At 53.9% G+C, this 13,813-nt stretch carries 17 protein-coding genes; 5 read left to right on the forward strand and 12 right to left on the reverse strand.

Going from position 1 to position 13,813, the window contains the following annotated elements; translation table 11 throughout:
- Positions 1-53 precede the first annotated feature (53 nt).
- Positions 54-356, reverse strand: coding sequence for a PsiF family protein (locus GKC68_RS17255; protein ID WP_028724034.1), 303 nt, complete (start codon positions 354-356; stop codon positions 54-56).
- A gap of 119 nt (positions 357-475) precedes the next feature.
- On the reverse strand, positions 476-730 hold the full coding sequence (iraP, locus tag GKC68_RS17260) for an anti-adapter protein IraP (protein WP_028724035.1): 255 nt from the start codon (positions 728-730) through the stop codon (positions 476-478).
- A 732-nt stretch (positions 731-1,462) separates the two neighbouring features.
- Here iraP and GKC68_RS17265 point away from each other — a divergent pair.
- The gene (locus GKC68_RS17265; protein WP_014606466.1) at positions 1,463-1,714 is read left to right on the forward strand and encodes a biofilm development regulator YmgB/AriR family protein; all 252 of its coding nucleotides are present in this window, start codon (positions 1,463-1,465) and stop codon (positions 1,712-1,714) included.
- Between the two features lie 12 nt (positions 1,715-1,726).
- On the opposite strand, the gene GKC68_RS17270 is transcribed toward GKC68_RS17265, so the two are convergent.
- Positions 1,727-2,047 (reverse strand): hypothetical protein, encoded by a 321-nt coding sequence (locus GKC68_RS17270; protein ID WP_028724036.1) that lies wholly within the window; start codon positions 2,045-2,047, stop codon positions 1,727-1,729.
- Between the two features lie 206 nt (positions 2,048-2,253).
- Complete coding sequence (locus GKC68_RS17275; protein WP_342656362.1) at positions 2,254-2,550, reverse strand: I78 family peptidase inhibitor; 297 nt, start codon at positions 2,548-2,550, stop codon at positions 2,254-2,256.
- Positions 2,551-3,070: 520 nt separating this feature from the next.
- On the opposite strand from GKC68_RS17275, the gene GKC68_RS17280 reads away from it, so the two are divergent.
- Together GKC68_RS17280 and GKC68_RS17285 are read left to right on the forward strand one after the other, a co-directional pair.
- Positions 3,071-3,718, forward strand: a complete 648-nt coding sequence (locus GKC68_RS17280) for a type II CAAX endopeptidase family protein (RefSeq protein ID WP_014606469.1) — start codon at positions 3,071-3,073, stop codon at positions 3,716-3,718.
- Positions 3,719-3,812: 94 nt separating this feature from the next.
- Complete coding sequence (locus tag GKC68_RS17285) at positions 3,813-4,826, forward strand: LacI family DNA-binding transcriptional regulator (protein WP_028724038.1); 1,014 nt, start codon at positions 3,813-3,815, stop codon at positions 4,824-4,826.
- A gap of 25 nt (positions 4,827-4,851) precedes the next feature.
- On the opposite strand, the gene GKC68_RS17290 is transcribed toward GKC68_RS17285, so the two are convergent.
- The 4 genes from GKC68_RS17290 to GKC68_RS17305 all read right to left on the reverse strand — a co-directional run bounded on the left by GKC68_RS17290 (position 4,852) and on the right by GKC68_RS17305 (position 8,310).
- The gene (locus GKC68_RS17290) at positions 4,852-6,282 is read right to left on the reverse strand and encodes a glycoside hydrolase family 1 protein (protein ID WP_342656363.1); all 1,431 of its coding nucleotides are present in this window, start codon (positions 6,280-6,282) and stop codon (positions 4,852-4,854) included.
- Positions 6,283-6,295: 13 nt separating this feature from the next.
- Positions 6,296-6,610, reverse strand: coding sequence for a PTS lactose/cellobiose transporter subunit IIA (locus GKC68_RS17295; RefSeq protein ID WP_047714426.1), 315 nt, complete (start codon positions 6,608-6,610; stop codon positions 6,296-6,298).
- A 3-nt stretch (positions 6,611-6,613) separates the two neighbouring features.
- The gene (locus GKC68_RS17300) at positions 6,614-7,918 is read right to left on the reverse strand and encodes a PTS sugar transporter subunit IIC (protein ID WP_028724041.1); all 1,305 of its coding nucleotides are present in this window, start codon (positions 7,916-7,918) and stop codon (positions 6,614-6,616) included.
- 83 nt (positions 7,919-8,001) lie between these two features.
- Entirely contained in the window at positions 8,002-8,310 is a 309-nt protein-coding gene (locus tag GKC68_RS17305) for a PTS sugar transporter subunit IIB (RefSeq protein WP_028724042.1), read from the reverse strand.
- A gap of 411 nt (positions 8,311-8,721) precedes the next feature.
- On the opposite strand from GKC68_RS17305, the gene GKC68_RS17310 reads away from it, so the two are divergent.
- Positions 8,722-8,901: a hypothetical protein gene (locus GKC68_RS17310; protein ID WP_013024819.1), complete on the forward strand. Its 180-nt coding sequence runs from the start codon at positions 8,722-8,724 to the stop codon at positions 8,899-8,901.
- A 98-nt stretch (positions 8,902-8,999) separates the two neighbouring features.
- Positions 9,000-9,230 (forward strand): hypothetical protein, encoded by a 231-nt coding sequence (locus tag GKC68_RS17315; RefSeq protein ID WP_028724043.1) that lies wholly within the window; start codon positions 9,000-9,002, stop codon positions 9,228-9,230.
- A gap of 329 nt (positions 9,231-9,559) precedes the next feature.
- Here the strand turns inward: GKC68_RS17315 and GKC68_RS17320 are convergent, their stop codons facing one another.
- From GKC68_RS17320 to lldP, 4 genes are all read right to left on the reverse strand, one after another.
- Complete coding sequence (locus tag GKC68_RS17320) at positions 9,560-9,988, reverse strand: OsmC family protein (RefSeq protein WP_014606475.1); 429 nt, start codon at positions 9,986-9,988, stop codon at positions 9,560-9,562.
- Between the two features lie 63 nt (positions 9,989-10,051).
- The gene (lldD, locus tag GKC68_RS17325) at positions 10,052-11,224 is read right to left on the reverse strand and encodes an FMN-dependent L-lactate dehydrogenase LldD (protein ID WP_047714425.1); all 1,173 of its coding nucleotides are present in this window, start codon (positions 11,222-11,224) and stop codon (positions 10,052-10,054) included.
- Positions 11,224-12,009, reverse strand: coding sequence for a transcriptional regulator LldR (lldR, locus tag GKC68_RS17330; RefSeq protein WP_028724045.1), 786 nt, complete (start codon positions 12,007-12,009; stop codon positions 11,224-11,226). The genes lldD and lldR overlap by 1 nt, the downstream gene beginning before the upstream one ends.
- Positions 12,006-13,661: an L-lactate permease gene (lldP, locus tag GKC68_RS17335; protein ID WP_028724046.1), complete on the reverse strand. Its 1,656-nt coding sequence runs from the start codon at positions 13,659-13,661 to the stop codon at positions 12,006-12,008. Before lldP ends, lldR begins: the two co-directional genes overlap by 4 nt.
- Positions 13,662-13,813: the final 152 nt, after the last annotated feature.

Raw genomic sequence — 13,813 nt, forward strand, 5'->3', positions numbered from 1 at the left:
GGACTGATGGCAGGCGATGAGAGGAGGCGGCCACCGAAATGGCCGGCTGAGTCTTAGCTTTTTTTGAGGCACTGACTCATAAAGGTTTTACGTGCGTCACCGGTCAGCTTTTTATCTCCGGCCTGGAGATTACAGGTTTTCATTTTTATTTGTTGCGGCGACATGTCCGCGACTTTGCTGTCTTTCTTCAGGCAATCGCTCATAAATTGCTTACGCACATCGCCTTTTAATGATTGGCTGCTGGCATGTTCATTACACATCGCCATTTTTTGCTGCTGCGGCGTTTTATCTGCCGCGCTAGCGTGGCTGCTCATCATTATTCCTGCCAGGACTACTATCAGGATATTGCCTTTCATTGTTTTCACTCCGTTGTGATAAAGACAGTATTTATTCTGGCATGCCAGAAAAGAATCAGACGACTTTTGCGTTGGAATAATACAGAGATCGCAATTTTATTCTGGTGATCAGCGTGATGTCAGTTGTGGGGCCGATGAAGTAATTGGGTGACAGCGTTTTTTAATAACGCGGCATTGTGATCCTTGTGATCCACTCCGGCATGAATCATGGCCGTATCAATGCTGTTAACGAGGGACTGATGCTGCTCAGGCGGCATCATGCGCAGCATTGCGGTGACCACGAGTTCCAGCGCTTCGATCTGCGCGACCTGCCCTTTAACCGCTTCTTCTTTTTCTGCCAGCGTAATTAATAGCTCAGCAATCAGATTTTTCATGCCGGTGCCTCTTCAGCAGGGTGAAGAAAAAAATATCACCGGCCAGAATAAAAAAAAAGGAATTTTTTATTCTGTTTATCAGCACATTAAAATAAAAGCGCGGGTGCGGTGTTATCTTATTTCATTTGTTGTGAGCGAAACGTTTTTATTCCTCTGACACGCGAGGCGTAACCCTTTTTTCATCATGGTGAGCGTCGATAAATGCCCTGTTTTGCTGCCAGTTCGTTCTGCACTTAACGGGCAACGCGTATCTGACGCTTCTCTGGCCACGAAAAGACATGGCAGGAAATCTTTCAGCGTCACCGCCTTTCGAAAGGTCAGCTCCCGCTGTACCCTGCCACGAACCCTGCAGATTTCCTCTTCATACCAGCGTGTGTCGGGCGACGTTTCCCGAGGTAAGCACGATTTTTTTGCCTCCGCCCAGGGTGTTATCGGCGGTAATAATAAACTTATTAATCAGTTAACTACGTGCTAAAACCCTGTCGTAACCTGTCGGCATTATTTGAAAATCACTCATCACAATTGAAAAATATTTCAGGTTGTTACTGACAAGACGCAACGGCAGACCTATGTTTAAAAAACCGCCAGATTCGTGCGGGACGTGGGTCGTTCTGATCGACGTAATGCGCCCGATTAAACCTTTGCCGTGCCTGTCGGGCGCCACTTACTCACCTGACTCTGCCTGCTGCGCACTCGCGTACCGGGCGGGCTGTCTGTTTGCGGAGATGGAGAATGAGAGTGCAATCTAACAGCGCCAGCCGTGCTATCACCGATTATTTCAACAGCCCGGACTGGAATGTCCCGCCAGAGTCGGATCTGCTGGCCGTTATTATGCGGGAGCTTATGGAAGCCGGGCAGCCCACGACCAATAAAGCCGTTATCGCACGCGTGATCAACAAGCTGGAATTTGAAGGGGATGAGCAACGCCTGCAACGCTACCGTGCCCTGTTAGCCCGGCTGATGGAGGCGCGGCCCCATGAGTGAGCCGCTGATAACCTATTTCGCCAGCCGGTACTGGTTGGCCTCGCTTACGCTGGCCCGACCGCTGCTGCGCTGAAACAGGCAAAGCTCTCGTCCCCGGCGGTTTTTCATGTGCTTCTGCGGATAGAGCCCTTCAAGCAGTAACGCGCTGTAGCCTACGCTGTCATCGTACTCGACAACCTGACCCAGTACTTTTACCTTGCTTAAGGTGCTGGCGTTGATGCACGCCTGCCGCATCACCTGCTGGCTTTTCTGCCATGCCTCCGGGCTTGAAGCCAGGGCAACCGGGCTGACCAGCAGCAAAAATGAGACTGAAATCCTCTGGAAATATTCCATGCGTTGCTTCTTCCTCGGGCTGAACCAGAAAAAAATTCCCGCCTGAGCGGGAATAAACAAGACGAGCATTGCATATTGATGTAACGAGGAAATCCTTACCCTGTTGATTGAACCGATCGAACGGTTATCGCCTATCCCCAGGGTACAGGCGTTATCTTCGCCTGACGCCATGACAACTCTATGACAATGCGCTGTTTATTTGCCACTTAACCGCAATAGACACGGCTGATATTACCGCTTTTGTCGGCCATAAAGTTCAGACGGGTGAAATTAAAGTCCATCGTTACCGCTGAATTCCACGGGATGGCGCGCACTTTTTGCGTGAAACGCTGATTATCGATGGCAGACAACCGCTTGCCCACAAAGTGTTGATACTGAGATGCGCCACAGCTGTCCGCCTGCGCATCGAGCGGCACGGCGGTCTTGTCGGCTTGTGTGGCCGACTGGCAGCCCGTCAGCAGTACAAAACCGGCGGCCACCAGCGCTTTTCCATAGTGATTCACGTGTTTTCTCCTTATGGACGTGTAAAACCTGACTTCGAAGAGTAACAAGCCTGTCAGCAGGTATGAACCGGTAAAATCAAACTTACCGCACAATACCAGGGATTACATGCTGGTAAATGCGGTTATTAACAGATGAATCGCACTTGCTGGCTAAAATTACCGCGAGAAGCCTCTGATAGTATTTGCGGACTCACCCATGACACGATGAGTTATTGAGGAGGCGCGAGTGGAACTGATCCTTTTTATTAGCATTGCTCTCTTGTTGACCCTGATTGCGGTCAGCATCCGCTAGCCAGTCATCCTGCCCTTGTTGCTGCACGTCTTGTTCTCAGGCTGCGGCGCAAGCGCCCGGCTGCCTGTTGCCACCCTGTCTGACAGTGGATGTGCCCCCTCAATCCATGCACATCAAACCGGCATAACGCCCTGACGGCGTTGCACAAAAAATATTGTATCCCAGGCTCTCTCGACAGCGATCCAACGCGTTGCTACTATGCGTTTATCATCGCTGGCTGGATCGCCTATGAACACCAATTCCGACAGAGTGACGCTGACACTGTTTTATGTCGGCAGCTTTGTTGTCTATTACCTCGTTACCATGCTGATTACCCTGTTTCCGAATTACGGTATTCTGCGTAATGACGGTTTGCTGGTGCCTGTACTCTGCCTGTTCGAGTTTGCGGTCATCTATCCGCTGTATCGGTTCTACTGCCAGCGTCGTACGGATATTCCATTGGGTTTTTTACGCTCAGGTCAGACGTTACTTTTTATTGGCGCCCTGTTTATTTTAATGGCGGCGCAAACTCAGTACTTACAGCCTGAAGGCTGGCTGGTCGCGCAAACCCAGCAGGGACGTAGCTCAATGCTTATCCTGTTGCTCACCGCCGTCTTGCTGGCCCCGGTATTTGAAGAAGTGCTGTTTCGCGGCTTTTTGTTGCAGGGTTTTCTGCTCTGGGCACCCAACAGCCGTTTCGCCTGCATGTTACTGACCTCCCTGCTCTTTGCGCTGATGCATACACAGTATGTTCACTGGGAAACCGTGGTCGCGCTGACGCTCTTCTCTCTGCTGCTTTGCTATGCCCGCCTGCGCAGCAATTCGCTGGCCTTGCCGGTCTTTCTGCATACGCTGAACAACCTGATTGCTATCCTGCCCGCCTGGTATTTCGCCTGACAGGCTTCATTTTTTTATTGCCCGCCCGTCAATAAGCTGCGAAAAATCAGTTAGTATCCTTTTTTAACCGCAGGGATGGATGGTCTGTAAGCCAATGATTACCATGCTGGATGTGGCCCGCAAGGCCGGAGTTTCTAAAGCCACCGTCTCGCGCGTGCTGGCGGGAAATCGTTACGTCAGTAAAAGTACGCAGCAAAAGGTCTATCAGGCCATTGCCGAAACCGGTTATCGCCCCAATCTGCTGGCGCGCAGCCTGGCCACGCAAAAGTCCCAAAATATTGGCTTAATTGTTACCCACTCGCTTTTTAACGGCCCCTACTTCAGCGAGCTGCTGTTTCAGGCTGCCACTCTGACCAATAACTACGGTCGCCAGTTAATTCTGGCTGATGGCAAAACCTGCGCTGACGACGAGCGCGCCGCTATTGAGTTTCTGCTCGACCTGCGCTGTGACGCGATCATTATCTATCCCCGCTTTCTGGACACCGAGGCCCTGGATGCCATTATTGAGCAGCACGATATCCCAATTATGGTGGTGAATCGCCAGCTGCCGCGTCATCCGGCCCACTGCGTCTGGGCTACACATCAGCACAATACCTTTCAGGCGACGCGTTATCTGATCGCGCGCGGGCATCACGACATTGCCTTTATTCGTGGTATGACGGGCTCCCCTACCGCTGCCGCTCGCCTGGCAGGTTATGAGCAGGCTCTGGCTGAGCAGGGGCTTGCGGACAGGGCCTGCATCGTGCAGGGCGCGTGGACGCCGGCCAGTGGGATGGCGGCGGCAAAGCAGCTGCTGGACGCGGGCGTGACATTCAGCGCCCTGATGGCGAGTAACGATGACATGGCAATTGGGGCCGCGCTGGCGCTTCATGCTGCGGGAAAACGGCTGCCACAGGATGTTTCTCTGCTGGGATTTGATGATATCCGTATGGCCGAGTTTTTCCTGCCGCCGCTGACCACCGTGCATGTGCCGGTCGCAGAAATGATTCAGCACACGCTGGCGCAGCTGGTCGCCATGCTGGAAGGTCAGGAGGTGGATGCCTTGCCGCCCTTTAGTGGCCATCTGATTGAGCGCGCCTCGGTTGCGGACGGGCCTCATAAGCGCTAAGTCGCGGCATCCCTGCCGCGCGGTCTCAGTAGTCTACCGACGCGTTCAGCGTTGCGCCGTTACTGCGAATCAACTTTTGATACCAAAAGAAGCTTTTTTTGCGGTAGCGTGCCAGGTCCTTTAACGCTTTTTCATCGCGGTTCACGTAAATAAATCCGTAACGTTTGCTGATGCCCTGATGGGTACTCACCAGATCAATAGCAGACCACGGGCAATAACCGAACAGCTCGACGCCATCGGCAATCGCCAACTGCAGCTGAGCGATATGCTCACGCAGATAGTCGATTCGGTAATCATCATGCACCTTGTTGTCGGCCGCCAGGGTATCAAACGCCCCTAAGCCATTTTCGGTAACGATGAGCGGCAAGGCATAGCGTGCATAAATCTGGCGCGCGGTGATGCGAAAGCCTACTGGATCGATATACCAGCCAAACTGATTTTGCTGCAGATGCGGATTATTACAGCCCACGTAAACGGAGCGATCGATGCCGGCCATTTGCTGATCGGCATGGGGCCGACTGTCGGGATCATGATGTTCGCCCTCTGCCCCGACGGTGGCCGAAGCATAATAGTTAAAGGCGATAAAATCGGGCTGACCGGCGGCGATGATGGCCATATCCTCATCCTCGATCGTCGGAAGCCAGCCGCGCTGTTTTAAGAACGCCCATACCACGGGGTTGTAGCGCCCGTGAACGGCTAAATCCAGATAGAGCCAGTTACGAATTGCAGAGAAATTGTCCGCCGCCAGCACATCCTCTGGCCGGGAGCTTGCCGCATAGACGCAGGAAATATTCGGTGCCGGGCCAATTTTAGCGTCCGGCAAGCGTTCGTGGCAGGCAATCATCGCCTTTGCCTGCGCCAGCATCATGTGGTGATTTTGCTGATACAGAGTTTTCTGTGGATCGGCGGTGCCAGGCGGTAACGTCCCGATCACGTCGCCTTTCAGGATCATCATGTTCTGTTCGTTGATGGTCAGCCAGTATTTGACCTGGCTGCCAAACTGCTCAAAACAGGTAATGGCAAAACGTTCAAATGCCGCTATCGTGCGGCGAGAAGACCAGCCTCCGTCCTGCTGCAGGGCCCAGGGGAGATCGAAGTGATAAAGCGTGACCAGCGGTATAATGCCGTGCCGGCAAATCTCATCAATTAACTGCTGGTAAAAGGCCACGCCCGCCTCGTTTAACGCGCCGTCGCCTTCCGGGTAAAGACGGCTCCAGGCGATGGAGAAACGGTAGGTTTTTAGTCCCATTTCCGCCAGCAGGGCGATATCCTCTTTAAAGCGGTGGTAGTGGTCACTGCAAACGGTAAAATCCGTAATTGCCTGGCTGAACGTGGCTTTGTCGATAACCGACGGCCCTTTACCCTCTGCATCCCATCCGCCCTCCACCTGATATGCCGAGGTCGAGGCGCCCCAAAGAAAACCGTCCGGAAATGCGGTCAGTGTCGAATGTTGCATAAAATCTCCTTTTTTAACGTGCGGCAAGCTCCCGACGCAGTTGAATAATTTCTTCTGCCAGCTCGCGGCAAAGCATCGCGTTCATCAGGTGATCCTGGGCGTGAACCATAATCAGGTTGACCGGGATTTTTCCGCTGCCCTCATCAGCACCGATGAGCCGGGTCTGTATCTGATGCGCCGCCTTTGCCGCCGCCGTCGCGGCGGTCAGCATGCTGTCTGCGCGTTCCCAGTTCTGCTGGCGAGCCGCACGCAAGGCTTCCATTGCGCAGGAGCGCGCTTCGCCCGCCTGGATAATCAGTTCGATTACCGTGCTTTCATCGATTTCCATGCATTACTCCTTTACCGGTTGTGCTGCGCTCAGTTCCTGCTGCAGCAGTTGACGCTCGTACATTTTAAAAAACGGGTAGTAAATCAACGTGGCAATCGTCACCAGCACGGCAATCAGCACGATGACGCGCCAGTCCCAGCCGGTAGACCAGGCCGCACCAATTGGGGCGGGCGTGGTCCACGGCGCCAGCGAAATGACGTGGTTAATCAGACTGGTTTTAGTGGCGATCCAGGCAATGACGGCATTAACCAGGGGAGCAAGCACGAAGGGAATAAACAGAATGGGGTTCATCACGACAGGTGAGCCAAAAATAACCGGCTCGTTGATGTTGAACATACTGGGCACGATGCTGAGTTTGCCAATGGATCGCAGATGGGCAGACTGGCTTCGCAAATAAAGTAATACCAGCCCCATGGTGGAACCGGAACCGCCAATCACGATAAAAAACTGCCAAAAGGGTTCGATAAACACATGGCTGACAGGCTCACCCGCATTCAGTGCCTGCTGGTTCAGGCCGAGATTGGTCAGCCAGAAGGCCTGCAAAATCCCGCCGACAATCACGGCACCGTGAATGCCTGCGAACCACAACAGGTGGCACAGCAAGACGGCGACCAGCACGGCGGGCAGTGAATCCGAGGCGGAGATGATCGGAGAGAAGATCGCCATGATGGCCTGCGGCAGCAGCATGCCAAACTGTGCCTGTACCCACAGGCTAAGCGGAAATAAGGTAATAAAGATGGTAATGATGGGAATGAGCAGGTCAAAGGACTGACGAATTTTTGGCGGCACCTGTTCGGGTAATTTAAAGCCGATGTTGTGTTTCTGCAAAAAGTGCATCAGCTCCGTGGCAAAAAGCGCGACCAGAATGGCGGTAAAAATCCCCTCCCCGCCCAGCGATCCTACCGGCAGCATTTTGCCCGTTTGCGGTGCGGCCACGACCAGAAACGCCATCAGCGACAGGCTGGCCGCCATAAAGCCGTTCATCTTATAGCTGTTTGCCAGGTTGTAGGCGATAGCACTGGCGATATAGAGCGCCATAATGCCCATCGTCATGTTGTACGGCATCATGATTTGTTCTTCATGTGCCTTGACCATGCCAAGCCACCACTGTGCGAAGGCCCAACTGCTGTCTGCTGAAAAAGGAGGATGCGCAAACAGCAGCATGAAGGAACCCACAATCAAAAACGGCATTGAGGCAATAAATCCATCGCGGATGGCGATGACGTGGCGCTGGCTGGAGAGGCGCCCCGCCAGCGGACTGATGCGGTTTTCGATAACGCCGAATAACGATTCGCTTAAGCGACTCATCCCTCAACTCCTGCTCAGGAAAACGAGAATAACGCTGCACAGGCAAACACAGACCTGCGATATATTTTTCAGTTTCTCATTCATCAGGGATGAATAAGCTTAAGTGCATCACTTAATATCTTTTCACCCTTCATCATTCCGTAATCCATGCTGTTAATCACTGCGATGGGTTTGCTGTGTTGTTGGGCGACAGGCTCAAAATCCGCCAGCTTATATTTAATTTGCGGCCCCAGCAGGCAGCAGTCATAGTCGGCAACAAGCTCATTAAACTCTTCAATTCCCACAGCTTTTATCTCTACCGCTATGCCTTGTTCTTTAGCGGCTTTTTCCATTTTCTGTACCACCATACTGGTGGACATTCCTGCGGCGCAGCACAGCAAAATCTTTGGCATTGTTAATTTCTCCTTGTGATGAATGATTAACGAATACACAGGGTAAAGATTTTCTGCAACCGGTTTCAGATTTGCATGTCAGAAGTGTGAGAAATATCAAAACGTACCGGCATTGCTGTTGAGCAATAAAATCCTCAACAGGCGCGATCATTTTCTGGCCCTGAACATCATCACGGCAGAGATAATAATCGATGGGGTTGCGGCGTCAGAAATTAACGCGACGACGTGGCTGCGCGTGCTGTTAACAATAAGATTTCACTGCTGTTCAGGCGCGCAGGTCTTATAATGCGTCAGAGCAATCCGATACCGTCCAGCGTGATGCGTGCCCCGACGGCAATTAGCTATACTGGTTTTATAAAAAAGGAACACTCATCCGTTTCGTGATGTGCGAACCGGGAGAAGGAGTCGGTTATGTTGATTGGTTTTGTATTGTTGGTGAGCGCCTGTGGACATGATGCCTGTGAAGCGTTGCCGGTGTCGGAGCGCATTTATCCAACGAAAGCCGCCTGTGAAGTCATGGCAAACCGCATTCATAAAGTCCGCCCAAATGTGGTGCTGCTTTGTGGTGAAGTGCATCGTTCAGATAACTGAACAGGCGCAAGGACACAAAAACAGGCAGACAACATTGCAAGGACGCCGTTTAGCGTTCAAAATATAAGCTGTTTTACACCAACACAGTCGTGAATCCCATGAAAAGTAGTCGTCCCCGCCGTCCAACTGGGCGTTGGGTTTATTACATTTTGTATGAAGGCATTCTGTGGCCCTGCCCGGTACGCTGGGAATGGGAAAGCGCCTATGGCGGCTGGCTTCCGTTCTACTATTCGCCAACATTTGAATTTGTGGCGGGCGATCCCGGCAAGGCTTACCGTATTGCGCGCAGCGACGTGCGGATTAAGCGTGGAGAAGAGATGTATGCCTGACGTGTCAGGTGGCGTTCCAGGGAAACCAGGATGCGGTAAGCAGAAAGTAGAGTAACTCCAGCAGCAGTACCACCATTAGCAGCACGCCAAGCTTGTGGCGAGAAAGCCACGATTTCATGCGCATATTATCGCTGTCCCCTCACTCGACAACAGTACGTCACGTATTACTGGCAAGACGAACCGCCTTTCCCCGTGTTTTGCAGAACCGCCTGCCTCTGCAAAGATTGGATGCGTCACACGAAGATGCGCCCGCAGGCGCATCTGGATTCGGCACGATCACCGATAACATTACGACCGCATGCATCACGAAAAGTGACGCAGGATCGTCGTCAGTTGTTCAGGGTGTAGTCGAGCGTGATTTCTGCATTCAGCACCTGAGAAACCGGACAGCCTGCTTTGGCTTTGTTGATGATTTCATCAAAAGTGTCATTATCAATGCCCGGCAGAGAAACGGTGCTGGTTAAGGCAATTTTGGTGATCGCGAAGCCTTCACCTTTTTTATCCAGCGACACGTCTGCAGTGGTATCGATGCTTTCAGGCTTATGGCCTGCATTACCCAACATCAACGACAGCGCCATAGAGAAACAGGCCGCATGTGCCGCACCAATCAGCTCTTCTGGGTTAGTGCCTTTTTGTCCTTCAAAGCGGGTGTTAAAGCCGTAGGGCTGTTGGTTCAGCACGCCGCTCTCGGTGCTGACTGTGCCTTTGCCTTTAATATCGCCTTCCCAATGCGCCGAACCTTTCTTATGAATGGTCATGTCATTCCTCCTGTTGGTAAAGAAGGTAAGTATAGACAACGCATCTGATTTCGCTGCGGGCGACTATGCCGGACGCAGATTGGCTTCCTGCAGGAACGCATTTGCCTGCACCAGCGACGCCTGGGTGATATCGGCAATGCGCTTCGCGCCGGTTAAAGTCATCGCGACTTTCATCTCTTTTTCAATCAGCGTCAGTAAATGCTCAACGCCGCGCTGTCCCTGTGTCGCCAGCGCATAGATAAAGGCGCGCCCCAGCAGGACGCTGTCTGCGCCCAACGCAATCATACGCACCACATCCAGCCCGTTTCGAATGCCGCTGTCGGCAAGGATCGTGATATCGCCTTTGACCGCATCCGCAATCGCAGGTAAGGCACGGGCCGAGGACAGCACGCCGTCCAGCTGGCGTCCGCCATGGTTAGAAACCACGATACCGTCAGCCCCAAAGCGCACCGCGTCACGGGCATCCTCAGGGTCCAGAATGCCCTTGATCACCATCGGGCCATCCCAGAAATCACGAATCCATTCCAGATCCTGCCAGGAAATGGAAGGATCAAAGTTCTTCGCCAGCCAGCCAATATAGTCCTCCAGGCCGGTTGGCTTGCCGAGATAGGTGGAGATATTCCCCAGATCGTGCGGCCTGCCCTGTAACCCTACATCCAGTGCCCACTTTGGATGGGTAATGGCCTGCCAGTATCGCCGCAGTGCGGCATTTTCACCGCTCATGCCCGAGTGCGCATCGCGATAACGCGCGCCCGGCGTCGGCATGTCCACGGTAAACACCAGCGTAGAGCAGCCCGCCGCTTTGGCCCGCTCCAGGGCATTACGCATGAAGCCTCTGTCCCGCAGCACATAGAGCTGGAACCACATGGGACGATTGATCTGCGGTGCAACCTCTTCAATCGGGCACACAGAGACGGTGGACAGCGTAAAAGGAATGCCTTTGCCTGCGGCGGCGCGGGCAGCCTGAACTTCGCCCCGTCGGGCGTACATGCCACATAGCCCTACCGGTGCCAGCGCCACCGGCATCGACAGCGTTTCATTAAACAGGGTGGTTTCGAGACTGAGTTCGGACATGTTGCGCAGGATGCGCTGGCGCAGCGCCACCTCTGAGAGATCGGCGACGTTGCGCTGGAGTGTGTGCTCCGCATAAGCCCCACCATCCAGATAGTGAAACAGGAAAGGCGGCAAAATACGTTGTGCAGCGGCGCGGTAGTCACTGGCGGCAGAAATAATCATCAGCGTGTCTCCTTGTAGTTGTCCAGGTGATGGCCTGGTAAACGCGTAATCCGCGCCTGTCTGGCTTCGTCTTCATCAAGCGTTTTCATCGTGGTATGAACAAAACCAAGATGATCCATCGCCGCTAAGCGGGCGGCCTCGGCATCACCCAGTAAAATGGCGTCAAGCATTGCCCTGTGCTGAACGGTAAGGCGGTCGAAAATCGCCGGGCTGGTGTACATCAACCTGCGGCTGTGCAACATCGAGGACTGCAGCAAATCAAAAAAACCGCGCATGGTTTGTAGCAGCACTACGTTATGCGAGGCTTCCGCGATAGCGAGGTGAAAGCGCAGATCGGCCTGACCGGCCAGATGGGGATCGTCGCTCTCCTTTAACGCCAGCGTGGCGTCAAAAGCGTACTGCAGTCGTTCCTTATCTGACTCTGTTGCCCGAAGTGCCGCATGCCATGCGGTGCTGGCTTCAATCGCGTGGCGCGCTTCCAGAATGTCGTAGCGGTAATCCGGATCGTTGGCCAACAGCTGACGAATCGGCTCAACAATGCGCTGTTCAGACCAGGGCTCCTGGGGCTGACGCAGCCAGGTGCCGTCGCCGCGTCGGCTCGTCAATATCCCGCTGCTGATAAGCTGCTGAATAGCTTCGCGCAACGACGAGCGCGAGACGCCAAGCGCCGCAGCCAACTGGCGCTCGGCAGGCAAACGCATGCCGGGCTCAAGCTGATGGTCGCGAATATACTGTTGGAGCCGTACCCGCAGCGGTTCGGCGGACGGCGGTAAGTTTGATGTCATGGGATCATCCAGGGAAAAACGTAAGCCTGAAGCGTGGTAATGATGCCCACCAGGCAGGTAAATATCAGGCTGTGCTTGACGGTAAAACGGAACAGATCCGACTCCTTGCCTACCAGCCCGACGGCGGCACAGGCAATGGCTATCGACTGCGGCGAGATCATCTTACCGGTCACGCCCCCGGTGGTATTCGCCGCCACCAGCAGGATATCGGAAACGCCTATCTGCTGCGCGGTCGTCGCCTGCAAGGCGGCAAACAGGGCATTCGATGACGTATCCGAGCCGGTCAGAAACACGCCGAGCCAGCCCAGGAAAGGCGAGAAGAAGGTAAACGCATGGCCGGTATGGGCCAATGCCAGCGCCAGTGTGGCAGAGAGGCCGGAGTAATTAGAAATAAAAGCAAACGCCAACACCATCCCGATAGAGTAGATGGGCAACATGAGCTCTTTCAGCGTTTCTGCAAAGGTCGCCACGGCTGCCCGGGGCTTCATCTTCAGGAAAATGATAGCCACGAGGGCGGCAACCAGAATAGCCGTACCGGTTGCCGAGAGCAGGTCGAGTTTAAAAATGGCTGGCCAGCTACTGACCTTCGCGACCACCGGCGGCATTCTGGTTACCCAGCCATCAAGGCCGGGCACAGGGAGGCTGAGCACCCAGTCCGCTAATGCACCGCCTTTTGCGAACAGCGCTTTAAAGGGAGGAATGCTCCATAACGTGACGGTTGCCGTCAGAAACAGGAATGGCATCCAGGCGCGCACCACCTGCCCTGTCGTGTATTTTTGCCGGTTCACAGGCTGGCCCGCGTGCGGGCTTTCTGTTTCGCTGAAGCGAAAGATGCGCACCGGCTGCCAGACGCGTAAAAACAGCGTCAGCGAAATGAGTGAGGCGAGCGAGGAGATTATATCGGGCAGCTCCGGTCCCAGAAAGTTGGAGCTGAGGAACTGGGCAATCGCGAACGCTCCCCCCGCGACTATCACGGCGGGCCAGGTTTCTTTGACACCGCGCCAGCCATCCATAATCGCCATGATCCAGAACAGCACGACGATCGTCAGTAACGGAAGCTGACGGCCTGCCATCTGACCGATGGCAAAGCTGTCCAGCCCGGTCACCTGCCCCGCCACAATGATCGGGATCCCCATCGCACCAAACGCCACGGGCGCAGTATTGACGATCAAACACAAGCCTGCGGCATAGAGTGGATTAAAACCCAGCCCCACCAGCAGCGCGGCCGTGATGGCGACCGGCGCGCCGAAACCTGCCGCACCTTCTAAAAAGGCGCCAAAAGAGAACCCCACAATCAACATCTGTAAGCGCTGATCGGGCGTGATCGATAAAATGGAAGCGCGGATGATGTCGAACTGACCTGTCTTAACCGAGATCTTATAAACAAAAACCGCCGCCACGATGATCCAGGCAATGGGCCACAGGCCGTACATAAAACCGTAAATCGCTGACGCCAGCGCCTGCTGTAGCGGCATCCGATACAGCAACAGCGCGACCAGCAGCGCAAGGACGACCGTGAGCGTGGCGGCCTGATAGCCTTTCATCTTTAACCTGATTAACGCAAAGAAGAAAAACAGAACAGGAAGTAAAGCAATCAGGCTGGAGAGCCAGATATTGTTGAGCGGATCGTAATTTTGCTGCCAGATCTGCATGCCATGATCTCCAAAGAGGATGAAAGCGATGCGCGATCGGCAAAACGGGTGGCGCATCTGTCACTTAAGCCGCGCCGATTGGTCCTACCAATCTGGCAATCAGCGCTTGCTTGCTACAGATATTTAACCCGCTGTTAACTCTAGGCAACAGT

It is taken from the genome of Pantoea sp. RSPAM1, from assembly GCF_038816185.1.
In the GTDB taxonomy this organism is placed as follows: Bacteria; Pseudomonadota; Gammaproteobacteria; order Enterobacterales; family Enterobacteriaceae; genus Pantoea; species Pantoea ananatis.

Excerpts from the sequence above, each read along its gene's own strand:
- GKC68_RS17255 (WP_028724034.1), bottom strand. The coding sequence starts at position 356 with ATGAAAGGCAATATCCTGATAGTAGTCCTGGCAGGAATAATGATGAGC.
- iraP (WP_028724035.1), bottom strand. The coding sequence starts at position 730 with ATGAAAAATCTGATTGCTGAGCTATTAATTACGCTGGCAGAAAAAGAA.
- GKC68_RS17265 (WP_014606466.1), top strand. The coding sequence starts at position 1,463 with ATGAGAGTGCAATCTAACAGCGCCAGCCGTGCTATCACCGATTATTTC.
- GKC68_RS17270 (WP_028724036.1), bottom strand. The coding sequence starts at position 2,047 with ATGGAATATTTCCAGAGGATTTCAGTCTCATTTTTGCTGCTGGTCAGC.
- GKC68_RS17280 (WP_014606469.1), top strand. The coding sequence starts at position 3,071 with ATGAACACCAATTCCGACAGAGTGACGCTGACACTGTTTTATGTCGGC.
- GKC68_RS17285 (WP_028724038.1), top strand. The coding sequence starts at position 3,813 with ATGATTACCATGCTGGATGTGGCCCGCAAGGCCGGAGTTTCTAAAGCC.
- GKC68_RS17290 (WP_342656363.1), bottom strand. The coding sequence starts at position 6,282 with ATGCAACATTCGACACTGACCGCATTTCCGGACGGTTTTCTTTGGGGC.
- GKC68_RS17295 (WP_047714426.1), bottom strand. The coding sequence starts at position 6,610 with ATGGAAATCGATGAAAGCACGGTAATCGAACTGATTATCCAGGCGGGC.
- GKC68_RS17300 (WP_028724041.1), bottom strand. The coding sequence starts at position 7,918 with ATGAGTCGCTTAAGCGAATCGTTATTCGGCGTTATCGAAAACCGCATC.
- GKC68_RS17305 (WP_028724042.1), bottom strand. The coding sequence starts at position 8,310 with ATGCCAAAGATTTTGCTGTGCTGCGCCGCAGGAATGTCCACCAGTATG.
- GKC68_RS17310 (WP_013024819.1), top strand. The coding sequence starts at position 8,722 with ATGTTGATTGGTTTTGTATTGTTGGTGAGCGCCTGTGGACATGATGCC.
- GKC68_RS17315 (WP_028724043.1), top strand. The coding sequence starts at position 9,000 with ATGAAAAGTAGTCGTCCCCGCCGTCCAACTGGGCGTTGGGTTTATTAC.
- GKC68_RS17320 (WP_014606475.1), bottom strand. The coding sequence starts at position 9,988 with ATGACCATTCATAAGAAAGGTTCGGCGCATTGGGAAGGCGATATTAAA.
- lldD (WP_047714425.1), bottom strand. The coding sequence starts at position 11,224 with ATGATTATTTCTGCCGCCAGTGACTACCGCGCCGCTGCACAACGTATT.
- lldR (WP_028724045.1), bottom strand. The coding sequence starts at position 12,009 with ATGACATCAAACTTACCGCCGTCCGCCGAACCGCTGCGGGTACGGCTC.
- lldP (WP_028724046.1), bottom strand. The coding sequence starts at position 13,661 with ATGCAGATCTGGCAGCAAAATTACGATCCGCTCAACAATATCTGGCTC.